Below are 18,349 nucleotides of genomic sequence, written 5' to 3'. Positions count from 1 at the left end.
CGTACGGGTCGAGGCAGGCTCAGCCTGCGGCGCGGTGCGCCGGCAGCTGGGCCGGCACGTGGCCGGCGGTCGCCTGCGTGCGCCACCAGGCCCGCCCGGCGGTGGGCAACGAGTGGATCGGGTCGTAGTACGGGTACTGCCGCGACAGCGCTTCGGCGTCGGCCAACTCGATCGCGGTGCGGTAGTTCTTGGTCCACGTGGAGATGCCGCGCACCCGGTCATAGGACGCCGCCTGGTCCACCCAGCGCTTGCCGACGAACGGCACGTCGACCACGATCCGCGGGGTGGCAAAGCCGGGCAGGTAGCCCATGATTCCGTGTTGCAGGTCCCGCGCGTGGTGCAGTGGCAGCCGCCAGTGCTCGCTGCCGGGGATCATGTCGCACTGGTAGAAGTAGTACGGCAGTACGCCGGCGCCGTCCAGCAACGCGAAGCACAGGTCGAGCAGCGCGCCCACCGAGTCGTTCACCCCGCGCAGCAGCACACCCTGGTTACGCACGTCCCGCACCCCGACGTCCAGCAGGCCACGGGCGGCCCGGGCCACCAAAGGCGTCACCTGGTCCGCCGCGTTGGTGTGGGTGTGCACCGCCAACCCCACCCCGCGTGCCCGGGCGGTGCGCGCCAGGCGCTCCATGCCGGCCCGCACGTCGTCGGCGAACCAGTGCTGCGGCAGGCCGATCAGCGCCTTGCTGGCCAGCCGGATGTCGCGGATGTTCTCGATCTCCAGCAGCGCCGCGACAAAGGCCTCCAGTCGCGGCCACGGCACGTTGGCCACGTCCCCGCCGGAGACCACCACGTCGCGCACCCCGGGGGAGCGGCGCAGGTAGCCCAGCATGCGCTCCTGCCGATCGACCGGCTTGAGCGAGAACCGATGCTTGTCCACGGTCTGGGTGGACGTGCCGACCAGGTCCATACGCGTGCAGTGCCCGCAGTACTGCGGGCAGGTGTTGGTCAACTCGGCCAGCACCTTGGTCGGGTAGCGATGGGTCAGCCCCTCCACGGCCCACATGTCCGACTCGTGCAACGAGTCCCGGCTGGCATAGGGATGACTCGGCCAGTGGTCGTCCCGGTCGGAGGCGACCGGCAGCATGTAGCGGCGTACCGGGTCGGCCAGGAACGCCTCGGTGAGGCTGTCCGGGCCGCCGGGCAGCACCGTCGCTGTCATCGTGTTCAGCATCTGAGGGGGAATCAGCATCGACATGGTGGCGTGCTGCTGCTGGTCGATGAGCAGGTCGGCGTAGAACGAGTCGGCGACCAGATCGCCGAGCACCGCGCGCAACTGGACCGCGTTCTTCACGCAGTGCGCCCGCTGCCACTGCACGTCCGCCCACTCCGTGGCGGTGACGTTGCGCCAGCCCGGAAACCGCGTCCAGTCCGGCTCGACCAGCTCGCGCCGCGAGTATGAGTAGGGCTGGGACACGGCGACCTCCGCGACCACCTGTGTGAAGAAAAGCAAGCAAATCTGATGTTGAACCAAAGATTTCCCTCTCGACGGTACCCTTATGCAGGAAGATTCGTCGTGAGTTTGCCTCGACAGGAGGCTCGGTGTTCCGACAGGGCGGCTCGCCGTTCGGCTGCCACCGGGTGTGCGACGAGACCCCGGTGCTGCCACAGGCCGCCTGGCGGCTGGACCCGGACCCACAGCTGTGGGCGGATGAGGTCCGCATCGAGATCGAGCGGTTGAACCTGGACGCCGCGTCCTACCGCCAGCTGACCGAGCATCACCTCACAGTGTCTGGACCGGATGGGGACGCGGTGCGCGCAGCCGTCGTCGGGATCGTCGCGGAGCGGGGCAAGATGCACAATCCGGTCACCGGCTCCGGCGGCATGCTGGTCGGCCGGGTGGCCGAGGCGGCCCCTGACTCACCGCTCGGCCTGCGCGCCGGGGATCGGGTGGCCACCCTGGTCTCGCTCACCCTCACCCCACTGCACCTGCGCGACGGTCTGGCCGGCTGGTCCGGCCGCAGCGAGCAGGTGCCTGCCGCCGGGCACGCCATCCTGTTCGGCCGCTCGATCGCCGCCGTGTTGCCCGACGATCTGGACTCCCACCTCGCGCTCGCGGTGCTGGATGTGGCCGGCGCCGCGGCGCTGACCGGACGGGTGGTCGCCGAGCGTGCGGTGCTGCGCCGGCGCCCCTCGGTCGCGGTGATCGGTGCGGCGGGCAAGAGCGGCTCGCTGGCGCTGGCTGCCGCGCGGGCGTCCGGCGCCGGCCGTACCGTCGGACTGGTTCGCGATGCCGCCGAGGCCGAGGCACTGGGCGCCGCCGGCCTGGCTGAGCACATCGCGGTCATTGATGCCCGCGACCCATTGTCGGTGCTGGACGCGATCACCGGCTGCGGCGGACCGGTGGACGTCACCGTGGTCTGCGTGGACGTGCCCGGCGCCGAGCACGGCGCGGTGCTGGCCACTGCCGAGCGCGGCACGGTCATCTTCTTCTCGATGGCGACCTCGTTCGCCGCTGCCGCCCTCGGCGCCGAGGGTCTGGCCGCCGATGTCACGCTGCTCATCGGCAACGGTTACGCGCCCGGCCACGACCGGATCGCGCTGGGCCTGCTGCGCAGTGAAGCCGGGCTGCGCGCGATGTACGAACGCCGACTGGCGACGGAGGTGGGCTCGTGAAGCTCGAGCTGGACGCGGGCACCGTGGCGCTCGCCCGCGACCTGGCCCGCCGGGTCGGGGAGCCGGTGGTCGAGATGGCCAAGGCGCACACCACCACCTCGGTGGAGCGGGCCGTGCTGCGGCTGGCCGGGCTGACCGGCGCCGACTCCGACGGTCTGCCCTGGCCCAACCATCTGGTTAACGCGGTGCACGGCCAGGTCGGACTCGAGCACGGGGTGGCGCTGCCCGTCTGGGACGCGCTGCTGCGCGGACAAGCCGGCGACCTGCGCGAACTCGCCGAGAAGGCCGCAGCCGCTGCGGTGCAGTTTCGGCTGCCCGCCGCCGGCGACGCCGAGGCTGCCCGGGCCGCGGCCGGTACCGCCGCCGCCGGGGGACTGGCCCGGGTGCGCGCCCGGCGCGCGGAACGCGAGGCGATGGTGGCCGAACTCGGCGATCCACCGCGCCGACCGTGGATCTACCTGATCGTGGCCACCGGCGACATCTACGAGGACATCCCGCAGGCGCAGGCCGCCGCCCGGGAGGGCGCCGACGTCGTCGCGGTCATTCGCTCCACCGGACAATCACTGCTGGATCACGTCCCCGAGGGCGCGACCCGGGAGGGCTACGCGGGCACCTACGCCACCGCGGAGAACTTCCGGCTGATGCGTGCCGCGCTGGACGAGGTCTCCCGCGAACTCGGTCGCTACGTGCGGCTGACCAACTACGCCTCCGGGCTGTGCATGCCGGAGATCGCCGCGCTGGCCGGCCTGGAGCGGCTGGACATGATGCTCAACGACTCGATGTACGGGATCCTCTTCCGCGACATCAACCCGCTGCGCACCTTCACCGACCAGCGCTTCGCCCGGCAGATCCACGCGCATGCCGGGATCATCATCAACACCGGCGAGGACAACTATCTGACCACCGCGGACGCTGTATCGGGCGCCCACACGGTCACCGTGTCGCAGTTGCTCAACGAGTATTTCGCCAAGGAGGCCGGGCTCGCCGATTGGCAACTCGGTCTGGGTCACGCCTTCGAGATCGACCCGGACCTGCCCGACTCGTTCCGCCTGGAACTCGCCCACGCGCTGCTCGCCCGCTCGCTGTTCCCGGACGCCCCGCTGAAGTGGATGCCGCCCACCAAGCACATGACCGGCGACATTTTCCGCGGCTACCTGCTCGACGGGTTCTTCAACCTGGCCGGTGCGCTCACCGGGCAGGGCATCCTGCTGGTCGGCATGATGACCGAGGCCGTGGTCACCCCGTTCCTGTCCGACCGCGACCTGGCGCTGCGCAACGTGCGCTACGTGCTGGACGCGGCCGGCGCACTGGGGGAGGACTTCCACCCCGCCCCGGACGGCTTCATCGCCACTCGGGCGAACACCGTGCTCGGCGAGGCCATCGACCTGCTGCGCCGCATCGAGGGGGACAGTCTGCTGACCGCGATCGGCGAGGGCACGTTCGGGCTGATGCGCCGGCCCGCGGACCGCGGACGCGGCCGCGATGGGGTGGTGGCCAAGGCCGAGGGCTATCTCAACCCGGTGGCCGAGCTGCTGGAGAACACCGAGAGCGCAGCGCAATGGCCGGGCGCGGCATGAGCCGCGTTGTGCGCCCCTACGGCGACACCACCGATGACGGCATGGTGCAGGTCTCCTTCACCCTGCCCATCCCGCCTGACGCCCGCGCCGAGGCCGCGGCACTGGCGCTGGCCCGCACGATGGGCCTGGACCCGGCGACCGTGGTGCACACCCGCGGCATGGGCTCGGACTTCACCTTCTTCGTGATCTACGGCCGCGTCGGGCACGGCGTGGACCTGGACGAGATTGCGGTGGCTGAGCGGGACTTTCCGTTGCTCACCCCCGCCGAGGTGAACCGGGAGATCCGGTCCCGGTTGCGTCGCCGACTGGTGGTGCTCGGCGCGTGCATCGGCACCGATGCGCACACCGTCGGCATCGACGCGATCCTCAACGTGAAGGGCTTCGGCGGGGAGAAGGGCCTGGAGTACTACCGGGAGATGGCGGTACACAATCTCGGCTCGCAGGTCGAGGTCGGTGAGTTGGTGAGCACCGCCAGGCGGTTGGCTGCCGACGCGGTGCTGATCTCCCAGGTGGTCACTCAACGCGACGCGCACCTCCACAACACCCGGGAAGTCGCTGAGGCAATGCGGCTGGCGTATCCCTGCGGTCCTCGCCCGCTGCTCATCGTCGGTGGCCCGCGCTTCGATCCGACTGCGGCCGGCGAACTCGGCGTCGACAAGATCTTCGCCCGTGGTACCACGCCGCGTGAGGTCGCCAGTTATCTCGCGCACACTCTCGGTGGAGCAGCCGCATGACCCCGTACCCCGGCCGGATGGTCACTCACCGCCGCTACGTGCCGCACTCCGCCGCGCACTACGGCGGGTCGCTGGTGGACGGGGCCTACACCGTGGGGCTGTTCGGTGACGCGGCCACCGATATGTGTCTGCAGACCGACGGCGACGAAGGGTTGCTCGCGTCGTACAGCGAGCTGGTCTTCCGCGCCCCGGTGATGGCCGGCGACGTGCTGGAGGTGACCGCCAAGCTGGTACGGGTGGGCAACCGCAGCCGCACCCTCGAGCTGACCGCGCACGTGTGCGTGCGCGCGCGTCCGGACATCTCGCCGTCGGCCGGCCGCGTCCTGGAGACTCCGTTATTGGTGGTCAGTGCCCGCGCCGAGGTGGTCATTCCGGGGGCCGAATAACGCTCATTCCTCGTGTCGCGCGCGACACGCCGGGGAATCTGGAAAAAAGCAGAAACTTCCCAGCTTGGGCTGACCCGGGTTGACCTGCGGCAACGCGAAACGATGCAGGTGAGGGCAGGGTTGAGTGGCCGACGATCGCGGCAGTACGGTTCGGCCGTCAACCGAAGAATCTCCGATCGGACCGAACGTTCGGCGCCGTGTTCAGGAGCGAACGGGCCAGGGGCGCATCCCGTCCCGACCACCAGCCCGTGAGAAATCCAGCGGAGCAGTGGACGCCCCGAGCGGTACGGGGGTTGAACACGGGAAGGATCCGGGGACCCAGTAGACAACGGCGTCGGTCTCGCACCCAGCGAACCCGAGGTCGGTCCGAAGGGCCCCCGGATCCTTCCTCGGTTTAAGGCCCGGGTGTCGATAACCTGACGGAGCGTCAGGCGAAATCGGCGCGCACCGACGCGACGGCAGTCGGCGCGGGTGCTGAAGCACCGTCAGAACTTGGCCGTACCCAGCGGGTCGCGATCGCGGCGAGCACCACCAGGGCCAGCGCGGTGAGCAGGTAGCCGTTGGGCGCCCCGAGCAGTTTGAGTCCGGACAGCACCAACACGCCGACCAATGCGCGCTGCACGATTCCGTGCGCACCGAGTGCGGAGACCCGGGCGCCCAGGTAGACGCCCGGCACTGCACCGAGCAGCACCGAGGAGGTCAGGTCCAGTCGGAAGTCGCCGAACAGGATGTGCCCGAGCGCGGCGGAGGCCACCAACGGCACCGCCTGCACGAGGTTGGTGCCGACCACCTCCGCGGCGCTCAGCCCGGGGTACATGAACAACAGCGCGACGATGATCAGCGACCCGGATCCCACCGAGGTCATGCCGACCACCAGGCCGCCCGCCACTCCGACCAGCAGCGTGGGCAGCGGACGCACCCGTACCGGCGGCGGCGCCTCGCTGCGCCCGGCGGCGCGCAGCGACAACCAGGCCCGCAGCACGATCCCGGCCGCGGCGGTCAGCAGCGTGATGCCCAGTGCGAGTTTCACCGTGTGCTGCACGCCCGCACTGTTGCCGCCAAGCCCGCGCAGCAGCAGAACGCCGGCAAAGGCGGCCGGGATCGAACCCAGCGCGAGCCAGCTGACCAGCGGCTTGTGCACCGTGCCGCGGCGTAGGTGCACCGCGCCCCCGATCGGTTTCATGACCAGCGAGGCGACCAGGTCGGAGGAGACCGCGGCGAGCGGGGCGACGTGGAAGACGATCACCAGCATCGGGGTCATCAAGGCCCCGCCGCCCATCCCGGTCAGCCCGACCAGGAAGCCCACCAGCAGCCCGGCGACCGACATCCACAGATCGATGTGCACGCGCCGAACCCCCGCCTAGGAATCAATGATAACTACTCTACTTTATATTGGCGCGCCCGCCAAATCCGGCACGACGGCAGGGTGGAGGTGCACACTCGGAGCACTGTCGTCTGGCGAAGGGGATCGGGCAGCGTGCGCGCAGGCCACGACGTCCTCGTCGGGGACCACCACGCCGGATCGGCGGGGCGGCGGCGCCCGCTACTCCGCCACCGGCATCGATCGCCCCGGCAACGCACCCGGCATCGCCCACGCCTGGACCGACGCAAGCTGCTCGGCGCGCTGCTCGCCGGTGTGCTGCTCGGGCTCGCCTTCCCGCCGGTGGGCGCCTGGCCGTTGGCCGTGGTCGCGGTCGCCGCGCTCAGTCTGCTCTGCCGGGGCGCCACTGCTGGGCAAGGCGCTGGGCTGGGTTTCGCGTTCGGGATGTCGTTCTTCGTGGTGCTGCTGCGTTGGCTGCACGTGGTCGGCTGGGATGCGGTGGTCGGGCTGTCCGCGCTGGAGGCGCTGTTCTTGATGCCGGTGGGCATCGGGTTCGCCTGGACCACCGGGCGGCGCGGTTGGCCGTTGTGGCAGGCCGCTATCTGGGTGGCCGCGGAAGCGTTGCGGGCGCGCGTCCCCTTCGGCGGTCTGCCCTGGGGACGGCTGGCGTTCGCCCAGGCCGATGCCCCGTTCGCGCGGCTGGCCGCGATCGGCGGCATGCCGTTGATCAGTTTCGCGGTGGCGCTGGCCGGGTGCGTGCTCGCCGCGGCCCTGGTGCAGCTGCGCGCCCGCTGCCTGCGCGGCGCGCTGCTGCCCGCCGCGATCCTCGCCGCGGTCGCTTGCCTCGGTTGGGCCGTGCCCGTGCACTCCGGTGGCGCGGATATGGTCACCGTCGCTGTTGTGCAGGGCAACGTGCCGCGGGCCGGATACGACACCGCCGCGCAGCAACAGGTTGTCTTCGCCAACCACCTGGAGGCCACCCACGCATTGGCCGCCGCGGTACGCGAGGGCCGGTCCCCGCATCCCGACCTGGTGGTCTGGCCGGAGAACTCCTCGGACCTCGACCCGTTCGAGGAGCCGATGGTGAGCTTCCGGATTACCGCGGCGGTGGACGACATCGGGGCGCCCACGCTGATCGGTGCGGTGCTCGACGGCGGTCCGCGCTATGTGCGCAACGCGGGCATCGTGTGGAACCCCAATCAGGGCCCCGGCGAGATTTACGTCAAGCGTCACCCGGTGCCGTTCGGGGAGTACCTGCCCATGCGTCGCCTGGTGACCAAGCTGATCGCCCGGTTCTCCCGGGTGCCCCGGGACTTCCAGCCGGGGCCGCGGGCCGGGCTGCTGCAGATGGGCAGCACCCACCTCGGTGAGCTGATTTGCTTCGAGGTCGCCTACGACAACCTGGTACACGACGTGGTGCGCGGCGGCGGCCGAGTGCTGGTGGTGCAGACCAACAACGCCACCTATGGGCACACCGGACAACCCGAGCAGCAGCTGGAGATCACCCGACTGCGCGCGATCGAGACCGGCCGCGCGGTGGTGGTCGCCGCGACCAGTGGAATCAGTGCGGTGATCAACCCCGCGGGTCACGTGGTACGGCAGAGCAAGGAATTCACCCGCGAGGTCATTGTGCGCCAGGTTCCGCTGCGCGCAGGCCGCACCACTGCGATGCGCCTGGGCGCCTGGCCGGAACTCGTCCTGGTGATGCTCGGGGTTGGCTCGATCGTGATGTGTCGACCCCGCAACTCCCGGATGCCGCGGCGCCGCAGGACTACCGTGGTTTCCGGGTTCATCCGGAGGGGGCCGCGCGGTGGAACGTGAATCGGTGTTGGTGGTGGTGCCCACCTACAACGAGGCACAGAGCCTGACCGGCGTGTTGAGCCGACTGACCAGTGCGGTGCCCAGCGCCCATGTCCTGGTGGTGGACGACAACAGTCCGGATGGCACCGGGCAGATCGCCGACGACCTCGCCGCCGCCGACGAGCGCATCCATGTTTTGCACCGGACCGGCAAGCAGGGCCTGGGCGCGGCCTACCTGGCCGGCTTCGACTGGGGCCTGCAGCGCAACTACGACGTGCTGGTCGAGATGGACGCGGACGGCTCGCACCGCCCCGAGGACCTGCCGCGACTGCTGGCCGGCCTGCCCGGCGCGGACCTGGTGCTCGGCTCACGGTGGGTGCCCGGCGGTGCGGTGGTGAACTGGCCCGCATCGCGCCGCCTGCTCTCCCGCGGCGGCACCGCCTACGCGAACCTGGTGCTGGGTCTGGGGATTCGGGACGCCACCGGCGGATTCCGCGCGTTCCGCCGCAAGACGCTGATCGCGTTGGACCTGGGCACCGTGTACTCGCAGGGCTACTGCTTCCAGATCGATCTGGCGCTGCGCACCGTGGACCGCGGGTTCCGGGTCATCGAGGTGCCGATCACCTTTGTGGAACGCGAACTGGGTACCTCGAAGATGAGCCGCGCGATCGTGGTCGAGGCCCTGTGGCGGGTCACCCTGTGGGGACTGACCCGACGCATCGGCCGGGTGCGCGCCCCCCACCGGTCGTTGACCACCGTCGCGTCGCGCTCGCGGAGCCTGGACGAATTGGGTCTCTGACCCCGCCCCGGGGCATGTCTCGCAACCGCGGTAGCCGGCTGGGGTTGAGAGACACGCCCTAGGCTCCAGCCATGGGCTGGTTGGTGCTGGCGTTACTGCTCGTCCCGATCGCGGAGATCTACGTGATCGTGCAGGTCGGGCAGGCCATCGGGGCCGGGCCGACGATTCTGCTGCTGATCGCCGACAGCGTGCTCGGCGCCTGGCTGGTGCGGCACGAGGGCCGTCGGGCCTGGGAGAACCTTGTCCGCAGCCTGAACGCCGGCCGGATGCCCACCAAAGAATTGGCCGACGGCGGACTGCTGCTGGTCGGCGGCACGCTGCTCATGGCGCCGGGTTTCCTCACCGACATCCTCGGCTATTTCCTGGTGCTGCCGTTCACCCGGCCGCTGGCCCGGCGGCTGTTGGTCGGCTGGATGGTGCACCGGGTGCAGGTGGTGGGCCCGGCCGGCCCAACGCCCTTCGGCGGGGGGCCATTCATGCCGCGACCACCGCGCCCCGGGCCGAAATCCGGCGGTGGACGGGTGGTCAGCGGAGAGGTCGTGGACGACGAGCCGGGGCCGGAACAGCCCTGAGTGATGGCTACGCGGACTTCTTGTTGGGCCCGTAGCCCGGGATACCGCCCGCACGTAGCACGGCCAAGCGCTCGGCGAGGATCTCCTCGAGCTCCTCGCGCGTCCGGCGCTCCATCAGCATGTCCCAGTGAGTACGCGCCGGCTTGGATCGCTTCTCATCGTCGCGCTGACCGTCCGAACGCAGCGCCAGCGCACCGCACACCCGGCACTCCCACACCATGGGCACCTCTTCGGCCTCGGCCGAGAACGGCACCTCGAGGTGGTGGCCCTTCGGGCAGTCGTACCCGACGATGGTGCGCGGGGCCAGCTCGATGTCGCGGTCGGTCTCGTAGCTGGTTGCTCCGAGACGGGAACCGCGCAGCGCTCGCTCACTCATAATTCACGCACTCCTCCGGGCCTCCGGGCCCCCTGTGACACCCGCACACGACCACAACGGTTCTGCTGCTTGCGGAATTCCCGAGAAGGCCGGCGGTACACCCCGCAGCCCGACCTATCGGACATTCGTAGTACTCGACCGTTTCGCTTGCTCATGGATAGCGCGAACGGCGCACGCGCGCCACCGACTTTCCCGCGTTGTTGCCGTCGTGCCGGGAGTTGGTGCTCCGCTCACCCTCGGTTAGGCGGGATACACACTGATCTCGTTGGCCTTGACCGCGAACCACACCTCGCGGCCGGGCACCAAATCCAGTTCGGTGACGGCGGCTGCGGTGACGTCCGCCAGCGCCGGCAACACGCCCTCCAGGCTCAACCGGACGGTGCCGCCGTGCATTTCCAGGTCGGCCACCCGGGCGGGAAACACATTGCGCGCCGAGCCATGAGGGCGCTCCCGGAACATGGACACCGCGGTGGGCGCGAACGCGGCGAATACCGCGCCCTCGGCCGTGCTCACCGTGTGCAGCTGCACGTCGGGGGAGATGCCCACGCTCGAGTCGGCCCCGGCCAATCCCTGGTACAGGTTCAGCCCGACCAACCGGGCCACGTACTGGGTGTGCGGGTGTGCGGCTACCTCCGACACGGGGCCGCGCTGGACCACCGCGCCGTTTTCGATCACCACCACGTCCGAGGCCAACACCATGGCGTCCACCGGATCGTGGGTGACCATCAGCACCGCGCCGGAGAAGCCGGCCAGATAACGGCGCAGCTCGCCACGCACCTGCATCCGGGTGGCCGCGTCCAACGCGGACAACGGTTCGTCGAGCAGCAACAGGTCCGGCTCGGTGGCCAGCGCTCGGGCCAGTGCGACGCGTTGCGCCTGGCCACCGGACAGCCGCGCGGGCCTGGCCTTGGCGTATTCGGTCAATCCGACGTAGGCCAACCATTCGCCCGCGCGTTCGCGCGCCGCCGGCCGAGACATGCCGCGGCGGCGCAACCCGTAGGCCACGTTGTCCAGCGCGTTGCGGTGGGGAAACAACCGGTAGTCCTGAAACACCATGCCGACCGCCCGGTGCTCCGCGGGCACCTGCAGTCGTCGGGACGCGTCCTCCAGATCGCGGCCGGCCAATCGCACGGTGCCGAAGTCCACGGCGAGCAGGCCGGCCAGGACCCGCAACGCGGTGCTCTTGCCGGACCCGTTGGGTCCCAGCAGCGCGCTCACCCGACCGGGTTCCACGGCCAGGTCCAGGCGCAGGGTGAACTCCCCGCGGGAGACCTGGAAATCCGCAACGAGGCCCTCACTCATGACGGGGCGACCCACCGTTCGCGCAGCAGTGCAAGTACTGCCACGGACACGATGAGCAGCACCATGCTCAACACGATGGCCGCCGGCGGGTCGGTCTCCAGCGCTTGGTAGACGGCCAATGGCATGGTCTGAGTACGGCCCGGGAAGCTGCCCGCGAAGGTGATCGTGGCTCCGAATTCACCGAGCGCGCGGGCCCAGCACAGCACGGCTCCGGCCATCACGCCCGGCGCCACCAACGGCAGGGTCACCGTGCGGAAGGTCGTCCACCGGGTCGCACCCAACGTGGCCGCGGCCTCCGCGTAACGCACATCGCTGCCGCGCAGCGCGCCCTCCACGGCGATCACCAGGAACGGCATCGCGACGAACGTCTCGGCGATGACGACCGCGGTGGTGGTGAACGGCAGGGAGTACCCGTTGAAGGCGTAGATTCGCTTGCCGACGAACCCGGCCCGTCCGAGCGCGGAGAGCAGGGCCACGCCGCCGACCACCGGGGGCATCACCAGCGGCACGGTCACCAGGGCGCGCAGGAAGGACCGGCCGGGAAAGTGGCCGTGCGCGAGCACGACCGCCAGCGGCACACCGAGCACGACGGCCACCACGGTGGCCTCGGTCGCGGTCACCAGGGACAACTGCAGCGCCTCGCGAATAGCGTGTTCGCGCAGCCGATCGGGCAACGAGCGCCACGGGGCGCGCAGGAACAGACCGAGCAGCGGGACGATCAGGAACAGCAGAGCCAACCCGGCCGGCGCCAACAATGCGGGGGGTACCCCGGAACGCTCGCGCCGGCTCAACGGATCGAACGGTGCGTCAGGACGGGAGCTGGAAGCCGGCGTCGGTGAACGCCTGACGGGCCTCCGCGCTCGACAGGAACGCGATCCAGGCCGCCGCCGCGCTGGGGTTCTTGGCTTCGGTCAGCGCCGCGATCGGGTAGTCGTTGATCGCGTTGGAGGCCTCCGGGAAGTCGATGCCCTTGACCTTGTCCCCAGCGGATTTCACGTCGGTCGCATAGACCAGGCCCGCGTCGGCCTCGCCGGATTCCACCTTGGTCAGCACACCCTTGACGTCCTGCTCGTAGCTGTCGATCTCCGCGCTGATACCTGTCGCCTTGAACACCTTGTCCGCCGCGGCACCGCAGGGCACCGCCACCGCGCACACCGCGATCTTCAGGTCGGACTTGCTGAAGTCGGACAGCCCGGTGACGTTGCCCGGATTGCTCGGCGGCACCGCGATCTCCAACACGTTGCGCACGAACAGTTGCGGGTTGCCTGTCGCATCGCCCGCGTCGGTGACGGTCTTCATGGTGGCCGGGGACGCGGCCGCGAATACGTCCGCAGGCGCCTTCGCCACGATCTGCTGGGCCAACGTGGACGAGGCACCGAAGGAGAACGTCACGTGCACGCCGGGGTTCTCGGACTGGAATGTGGTTGCCAGTTTCTGGAAAACCTCGGTGAGCGAGGCGGCGGCGAGCACGGTGAGATCTCCGGTCGCGGTGCCGGTCGCGCTCGGCGACGGGGAAGCGGAGGCGGAGGGTGTTTCCACCACCGGCGGGACCTGCTTGCTGCTGGTGTCGGACGCGCAGGCGCCAACCATGGCAAGAGCCAGGGCACTGATGGCGAGGGGCACGATTCTGCGATGGCGGGCCGGGTGTGGGTGCATGGGAAACTCCTATGGCGGCGGGCGGTCCGGTGTCAAGCTCAACCGGGCTCCGGAATTTCGATGACGACGTTCGTCGACTTCACCGACGCCAGCGCGAGCACACCGGGCTCAAGCCCGAGTTCGTCCGCCGCCTCCCGGCTCATCAACGACACGATGCGGTGTGGCCCGGCCTGCATTTCGACCTGTGCCATCACCTTGTCCCGAAGCACGTTGGTGACGATGCCGCGCAATCGGTTGCGGGCCGACGCGGCGACAACATGCCCGGGCTCGGGGTTCTCGGCCAGCGAGCGGGCGAATTCGGCGAGCGCCCGTCCCTCCACTACACGGTGGCCGTGATGATCACGGGTGGCGGCCAATCGGCCGCCATCCGTCCAGCGCCGCACTGTGTCGGCGCTAACCCCCATGAGGTCTGCGACCTCGCTGATGCGAAAGGTACTCACCCGGACAGACTAGGGCAAATGCACCCCGCCGCGCCTCATCGAAGTTGCCCGGTCCCACCAAGTGGTGGACCCCAAATGCAAATTAGGCAAGCCTTAATTGGTCGCCCTTTATTGCGGGTCAGCCGGGGACCGAACGTGACCGGCCGGCGTCGATTTCGTCGATCCAACGTTTCACCGATATCGGCGCCGGTGCCGCGCCGGTAGATCCACCGGCGCGCTGTTCGGATGTGCGTCCGGTCGACTGACCGATTGTGCCCGGCAGGACCAGCACGACTACCGCCGCCAGTGCCGGAATTCCGCCGAGCAGCACCACCGCAAAGGGGTGGAGTTGTTCGGTGCCGGCCCGCTGACCGGTCATCAGCCACGGCACAGTGATCACCGCCAGCACCGCGCACGCCTGCAGCAGCGGTACCGCGTGCGACACCCGCCGGGCCTCGCCGCCGGGCGGCGCGTTCTCGGCCCAATCGTCCCGCTGCAGATCGGGCACTATCAACAGTGCGGCCCGCAGCAGCAGACCCGCGAGTACCACCAACCCGGTGACGGCGCCCGGCCCCAACGGGGCATCGTCGACCCACAACGCGATCACTCCCGCACCGAGCACCGCGGGCACCCCGGCCAGCCCGATCAGCAGCGCAGCGCCGGCACCCAGCGCGCCCACCAACAACAGCAGCAGCGCGACGGCGACCGCGAGGCCCGCGGCGATAACTCGGTGCCGGTTGGGAGCGGCGTCGAGGAGATGCGCGTCGGTACCGCCGGCCGGCGCCAGCCCGGCGAGAACTGTGCGCACGTCGGCGCGCACCGCTGCGTGGTCGCGCCCACTGATCCCGGCCTCGACGCTCAGCGTGCCGATGGTGTCGGAGTGCTCGATGATGTCCGGCGCACCGGCCACGGCCGGCGCGAGCACGCCGCGCACGCCGGCCAGCGCCGCGCGCACCGTCTCCGCCCGGGTCCGCAGCGTCGTCGGATCATTGCCCGAGACCCGCACCACCAGGTCCGCATTCGGGCGAGCCGCCGCGGCGGACAGCCGGGTGTCCAAATCGGCCCGGACGCTGCGGAACATGCCGGGAAAGTCGGCCAGCACCGCGCGCACCGCGGCGAGCGTGTGGGCTCGGTCGGCGCCGGCGGCCAGGGCGATGGCGACGTCGGCACAGTGTTGTCCGTCGCCACCTGTGGGGGTGTCCGCACAGTCCGGCAACGGCGCCGCGTCCTGCACCCCGGGCAGGCCCCGTACCCCGGCGAGCACCCGGTCGCGGTCCGCGGACACTTGGGCCGGCGTGGTGCCCGGCCAGGCCTGCAATCGCACGGTCACCGCCGGATCGTGCAGTGCGGGGCGCATCCGGGTGGTGACCTGGGTACAGGCGACCGCACCGGCGGCGAGTAACCCGGACAGCACGAGGACGGCCACTGCGGGCCGGGCCAACGGCCACAGCACGCGGTCGTGTCCGACCCGGAGTAGTCGGCGGGCCGGGGATCGGGCGGGCCTACCGGGTAGGGCACCGAGCACCGTCGGCACGACCAGCAGGGCGGTGGCCGCGGTGGCGAGAAGGCCGACAGCGAAGACGCCCGCGATGCGGGGCAGAAACGGACGTTCCGGCAGGCCGGACAGGAACAGCACCGGCAGCAGGGCCAATGCCAGCAGCAGTCCGGCCCGGCCCAGCCGGTGCAGCATCGAGGACAGTTGACCGACGGGATCGCCGGCCCGGTCGCGCAGGGCCCGCACGCCCGCCTCGCTGAGCACCACGGCGTCGAACAGCACGAGCGGGACCACGGCCGCCAGCCCGGTCAACGTCATCGCGTCCACCGCGGTGTGGTGCGCCCGCAGCGCCGCCAGATCGAGGAGCACCGGCAGCGGCACGGCAACCGCGGTGAGCACCGCGCGTCGCCAATCCAACAACAGCACGGCGAGCGCCACCAGCAGCGCGAGCACGGTCCACGCCATTGTCCGGGCCACTTGGTGCCGGGCGGCGGTCAGATAGTCCGCGGCGCGATAAACCCGCGGATCGAATTGCGCCTGGGGCAGGCCCGGTGCCAGTTCGGCCAACCGTTGCTGCACTTTCTCGCTTACTGCCGTCGTATCAACTGTGGGTAATTGATCAATTACCAAGAGTGGTTCCACATCACCCCACAGCCAGACATTGCTGACGCCGGCCACGCCGAGCAACGACGGGCGTATGCGGCTGTTCACCACTTCGGTGAGTGCGGCGGGGGACAGCGACGTGTGCACCGCGACGAGGAACAGGCGGTCGGCGGGGGAGACCAGCTGGGGGGCGCCGGGCAGATGGGCCCCGACAAGACGCTCCTGCACCGCCTGACGGTCTCGATCGCTGATGGAGCCAGCCCTGAACCTCAGGTCGAGGATGGACAGTCCGCTCCGGGACACCGAATGGACCGACTCCAGGGCGGTCACATTGGCCCGCAGATCCGCCGCCAATGGCGCCGTGACCAGGCGTTCCGTGTCGTCGGCGGAAAGACCCGGGGTAGCGGTGCGCACTTGCAAAATCGGCGTGCCAAGCGGCGGCAGTGCGCGCTCCCGGACATCGGGCAGGGCGGCGAAACCCACCGCGGCCAGCACCACGAGTCCCGCGGCGGTGGCGCGGCGGGTGCGCATGGCAGCGGCCACGACCCGACGCAGCATCCAGTCTCCTGCGTGATCGAGACGCGCACGGCGCCCCGGATCCCGGCCTCACGAAGACCGCCGCTCTGCTAGCAAGCGTGAGGTTAACGACGAACAATCCTCATGTTTATCGCCGACCAAACGGGGCGTCAAGGGAGCAGGGGGACATCAGGCCCGGGAAAAGGCCGTGAATTGCCAAGGTGTGCACGGGTATACGTGACAACCAACACTTGCCCGATATGTCCGGGTTGATGGAAGTTGATCATTGTTTGTCCCCGCTACTGCGCGTACCGGAGGAACCCATGATCGGAATCAAGAGAGCAGCGGGGACTGTCTTTGCCGCTGTCGCTTTCGCCGCCTTCGCCGCGCCGTCGGCGGGCGCCGCGACGATGCCCGCCGCCGTTCCCACGCCCGCGTTGGCCCCTGCGTGGCATCACCATCACCATCATCACCACCACTGGCGCTGGGACGACTGCGATTGCGACGACGTCTGGGGCGACGAGTGCTGGGATGGCGTCACCTTCACCTGTGAGGGCATCGACCCCGAGGACGACTGGGGCGGCGGTGGCCATTGGTGGAGCGGCTGGCATCACTGGGGCCACGGCATCGGCTTCGGCCACCACTGGGGCTGGGGCGGCGGCGGCTGGGGTGGCTGGGGCGGCTGGGGCTGGATCTAGCCCGCCCGGCGCGTCCGGTTGTCATAACTCCGGCGAAGAGTAAGGCTTGGGGTAATCCGGACCATCCGGTGTGCTCACCCTGGAGGTAGCCGTGCGCGGACCTCGCCGCCTTCTCGTCGGATTGGCTGCCGCCACCGCCGTCGTCACCCTCAACGTTCCCGCGGCCGGCGCCGCCGAGGCCGGCGCTGCCGCGGGTCCCTGGTGTACCGGCACGTCGACCGTGTGCCACAGCTGGGACAGCTTCCACGCCCAGCGGCTGAGCCATCTACGCAACGACATCTACCGGCAGGACGCTCGCGACGCCTGCAAGCGCGCGATCTCCCTGCACAACGGCTGCGACGTCACCCGCTGGGACACCCACCGGCACTGGACGCCGTGGCGCGCCTACAGCTACGGCCCACTGGCGCACGTGTTCAAGTGGCACGGGTGGCGTTCGTTCCACAGCTGGGAGTTCTGGAACTAACCGCCCGACCTCTCGTAACGTCCGAAGAACAGTGTCCGCGCACCCACACTTCTTCGGACGCAAGGTGATCCTCCGCCGATAATGGACGTTATGTCAGGACGCGTGGATCAGTCGAGCCGTTCGCCGTCCAGGTAGAACCACTGCCCGTCCTCATGCAGGAACCGGCTGCGCTCGGCCTGTACGCCGCGGGTGTGGTGCGCACGGAACTCGACCAGACCGCGGCGATCGCCCGCGGCACCGGCCCGCACCCGCACGATCTCCAGCTGCGTCCAGACCACTGACGAATCCAGCTGCAGGTGCGTCGGGCGGGTGCTCGGGTGCCAGGTGGCCGACAGATAGTCGACGTCATGGCGGACGAACGCGCTGTAGCGCGACCGCATCAGCGCCTCCGCCGTCTCCGCCGTGGACCGCCGGGCATGCAGCGGGCCGCAGCATGCTCGGTAGTCGACGGCACTGCCGCACGGGCAGGGCCGGACGTGGGCCATGACCGAAGTCAATCAGCGACCTCAGATGCCGCCCACGCGGCCGATCTTGTTACCGCTCAGCTCGGTGAACCACAGTGCCCCGTCCGGGCCGGGCGCGATGAACACCGGCACGCTGTTGGCGCTGGGCACCGGGAACTCCTTGATCTCGCCGGTTGCCGGGTCGATGCGGCCGATCTTGTTGCCGCCTGTCTCGATGAACCACACCGCGCCGTCCGGGCCTGCGGCCATCGCGGTCGGCACCGACTTCGCGGCGGCCAGCGGGTACTCCGTGATGGCTCCGGTGGCCGGGTTCAATCGACCGAGCTTGTCGGCCGAGGCCTCGGTGAACCACATGGCGCCGTCGGCGCCCGCCACGGTCCCCATCGGCGTGGCCTTCGGCGTCGGGATCGGGTGCTCGGTGATCTTGGCGGTGGTCGGGTCGATGCGGCCGATCTTGTTGCCGCCTGTCTCGATGAACCACACCGCGCCGTCCGGGCCTGCGGCCATCGCGGTCGGCACCGACTTCGCGGCGGCCAGCGGGTACTCCGTGAT

19 protein-coding genes are annotated in these 18,349 nt (G+C 70.0%); 9 read left to right on the top strand and 10 right to left on the bottom strand.

What is annotated here, in order from left to right; translation table 11 throughout:
* Positions 1–19: 19 nt before the first annotated feature.
* Positions 20–1,435 carry a lysine 2,3-aminomutase gene (locus tag VGJ14_08915; GenBank protein HEY2832532.1) on the bottom strand — a complete coding sequence of 472 codons (1,416 nt, stop codon included), beginning with the start codon at positions 1,433–1,435 and terminating at the stop codon, positions 20–22.
* Between the two features lie 107 nt (positions 1,436–1,542).
* Between VGJ14_08915 and VGJ14_08910 the strand changes: the two genes are divergently transcribed.
* From VGJ14_08910 to VGJ14_08895, 4 genes are read left to right on the top strand one after another with little or no spacing between them, the layout of a single operon-like run.
* Entirely contained in the window at positions 1,543–2,616 is a 1,074-nt protein-coding gene (locus VGJ14_08910) for an L-erythro-3,5-diaminohexanoate dehydrogenase (GenBank protein HEY2832531.1), read from the top strand.
* Complete coding sequence (locus tag VGJ14_08905) at positions 2,613–4,193, top strand: lysine 5,6-aminomutase subunit alpha (protein HEY2832530.1); 1,581 nt, start codon at positions 2,613–2,615, stop codon at positions 4,191–4,193. Before VGJ14_08910 ends, VGJ14_08905 begins: the two co-directional genes overlap by 4 nt.
* Positions 4,190–4,927 (top strand): OAM dimerization domain-containing protein, encoded by a 738-nt coding sequence (locus VGJ14_08900; GenBank protein HEY2832529.1) that lies wholly within the window; start codon positions 4,190–4,192, stop codon positions 4,925–4,927. Before VGJ14_08905 ends, VGJ14_08900 begins: the two co-directional genes overlap by 4 nt.
* A complete protein-coding gene (locus VGJ14_08895) occupies positions 4,924–5,313 on the top strand; it encodes a hotdog domain-containing protein (GenBank protein HEY2832528.1) in 390 nt (129 codons plus the stop codon). The genes VGJ14_08900 and VGJ14_08895 overlap by 4 nt, the downstream gene beginning before the upstream one ends.
* Positions 5,314–5,740: 427 nt before the next feature.
* Here VGJ14_08895 and VGJ14_08890 read toward each other — a convergent pair whose 3' ends face one another.
* The gene (locus VGJ14_08890; protein HEY2832527.1) at positions 5,741–6,658 is read right to left on the bottom strand and encodes a sulfite exporter TauE/SafE family protein; all 918 of its coding nucleotides are present in this window, start codon (positions 6,656–6,658) and stop codon (positions 5,741–5,743) included.
* Between the two features lie 132 nt (positions 6,659–6,790).
* Here VGJ14_08890 and lnt point away from each other — a divergent pair, with 132 nt between their 5' ends.
* From lnt to VGJ14_08875, 3 genes are all read left to right on the top strand, one after another.
* Positions 6,791–8,455, top strand: a complete 1,665-nt coding sequence (gene lnt, locus VGJ14_08885) for an apolipoprotein N-acyltransferase (protein ID HEY2832526.1) — start codon at positions 6,791–6,793, stop codon at positions 8,453–8,455.
* On the top strand, positions 8,445–9,233 hold the full coding sequence (locus tag VGJ14_08880) for a polyprenol monophosphomannose synthase (protein ID HEY2832525.1): 789 nt from the start codon (positions 8,445–8,447) through the stop codon (positions 9,231–9,233). Before lnt ends, VGJ14_08880 begins: the two co-directional genes overlap by 11 nt.
* Positions 9,234–9,304: 71 nt before the next feature.
* Positions 9,305–9,805 carry an FxsA family protein gene (locus VGJ14_08875; GenBank protein HEY2832524.1) on the top strand — a complete coding sequence of 167 codons (501 nt, stop codon included), beginning with the start codon at positions 9,305–9,307 and terminating at the stop codon, positions 9,803–9,805.
* A 7-nt stretch (positions 9,806–9,812) separates the two neighbouring features.
* On the opposite strand, the gene VGJ14_08870 is transcribed toward VGJ14_08875, so the two are convergent.
* The 6 genes from VGJ14_08870 to VGJ14_08845 form a co-directional block, all read right to left on the bottom strand.
* Complete coding sequence (locus VGJ14_08870; GenBank protein ID HEY2832523.1) at positions 9,813–10,181, bottom strand: RNA polymerase-binding protein RbpA; 369 nt, start codon at positions 10,179–10,181, stop codon at positions 9,813–9,815.
* A 240-nt stretch (positions 10,182–10,421) separates the two neighbouring features.
* Positions 10,422–11,483: an ABC transporter ATP-binding protein gene (locus VGJ14_08865; GenBank protein ID HEY2832522.1), complete on the bottom strand. Its 1,062-nt coding sequence runs from the start codon at positions 11,481–11,483 to the stop codon at positions 10,422–10,424.
* Complete coding sequence (gene modB, locus VGJ14_08860; GenBank protein HEY2832521.1) at positions 11,480–12,274, bottom strand: molybdate ABC transporter permease subunit; 795 nt, start codon at positions 12,272–12,274, stop codon at positions 11,480–11,482. The genes VGJ14_08865 and modB overlap by 4 nt, the downstream gene beginning before the upstream one ends.
* A gap of 16 nt (positions 12,275–12,290) precedes the next feature.
* Positions 12,291–13,106 (bottom strand): molybdate ABC transporter substrate-binding protein, encoded by an 816-nt coding sequence (gene modA, locus VGJ14_08855; protein HEY2832520.1) that lies wholly within the window; start codon positions 13,104–13,106, stop codon positions 12,291–12,293.
* Between the two features lie 71 nt (positions 13,107–13,177).
* The gene (locus VGJ14_08850; GenBank protein ID HEY2832519.1) at positions 13,178–13,579 is read right to left on the bottom strand and encodes a helix-turn-helix transcriptional regulator; all 402 of its coding nucleotides are present in this window, start codon (positions 13,577–13,579) and stop codon (positions 13,178–13,180) included.
* 118 nt (positions 13,580–13,697) lie between these two features.
* Positions 13,698–16,214: an efflux RND transporter permease subunit gene (locus VGJ14_08845; GenBank protein HEY2832518.1), complete on the bottom strand. Its 2,517-nt coding sequence runs from the start codon at positions 16,212–16,214 to the stop codon at positions 13,698–13,700.
* Between the two features lie 281 nt (positions 16,215–16,495).
* Here VGJ14_08845 and VGJ14_08840 point away from each other — a divergent pair, with 281 nt between their 5' ends.
* Complete coding sequence (locus VGJ14_08840) at positions 16,496–16,870, top strand: hypothetical protein (protein HEY2832517.1); 375 nt, start codon at positions 16,496–16,498, stop codon at positions 16,868–16,870.
* 91 nt (positions 16,871–16,961) lie between these two features.
* Entirely contained in the window at positions 16,962–17,333 is a 372-nt protein-coding gene (locus tag VGJ14_08835; protein HEY2832516.1) for a hypothetical protein, read from the top strand.
* A 107-nt stretch (positions 17,334–17,440) separates the two neighbouring features.
* Here VGJ14_08835 and VGJ14_08830 read toward each other — a convergent pair whose 3' ends face one another.
* Entirely contained in the window at positions 17,441–17,818 is a 378-nt protein-coding gene (locus VGJ14_08830) for a YchJ family metal-binding protein (protein HEY2832515.1), read from the bottom strand.
* Positions 17,819–17,839: 21 nt separating this feature from the next.
* Positions 17,840–18,349: hypothetical protein (locus VGJ14_08825; GenBank protein HEY2832514.1), on the bottom strand; the 510-nt coding region annotated here is incomplete at its 5' end.

This window comes from Sporichthyaceae bacterium (assembly GCA_036493475.1).
In the GTDB taxonomy this organism is placed as follows: domain Bacteria; phylum Actinomycetota; class Actinomycetes; order Sporichthyales; family Sporichthyaceae; genus DASQPJ01.
This window is presented reverse-complemented; position numbering and strand designations above follow the sequence as displayed.

What these genes read in the sequence shown, in the direction of transcription:
- VGJ14_08900 (HEY2832529.1), top strand. Translation starts at nt 4,190, where the DNA reads ATGAGCCGCGTTGTGCGCCCCTACGGCGACACCACCGATGACGGCATG.
- VGJ14_08865 (HEY2832522.1), bottom strand. Translation starts at nt 11,483, where the DNA reads ATGAGTGAGGGCCTCGTTGCGGATTTCCAGGTCTCCCGCGGGGAGTTC.
- VGJ14_08870 (HEY2832523.1), bottom strand. Translation starts at nt 10,181, where the DNA reads ATGAGTGAGCGAGCGCTGCGCGGTTCCCGTCTCGGAGCAACCAGCTAC.
- VGJ14_08895 (HEY2832528.1), top strand. Translation starts at nt 4,924, where the DNA reads ATGACCCCGTACCCCGGCCGGATGGTCACTCACCGCCGCTACGTGCCG.
- VGJ14_08875 (HEY2832524.1), top strand. Translation starts at nt 9,305, where the DNA reads ATGGGCTGGTTGGTGCTGGCGTTACTGCTCGTCCCGATCGCGGAGATC.
- VGJ14_08830 (HEY2832515.1), bottom strand. Translation starts at nt 17,818, where the DNA reads ATGGCCCACGTCCGGCCCTGCCCGTGCGGCAGTGCCGTCGACTACCGA.
- VGJ14_08840 (HEY2832517.1), top strand. Translation starts at nt 16,496, where the DNA reads ATGATCGGAATCAAGAGAGCAGCGGGGACTGTCTTTGCCGCTGTCGCT.
- VGJ14_08845 (HEY2832518.1), bottom strand. Translation starts at nt 16,214, where the DNA reads ATGCTGCGTCGGGTCGTGGCCGCTGCCATGCGCACCCGCCGCGCCACC.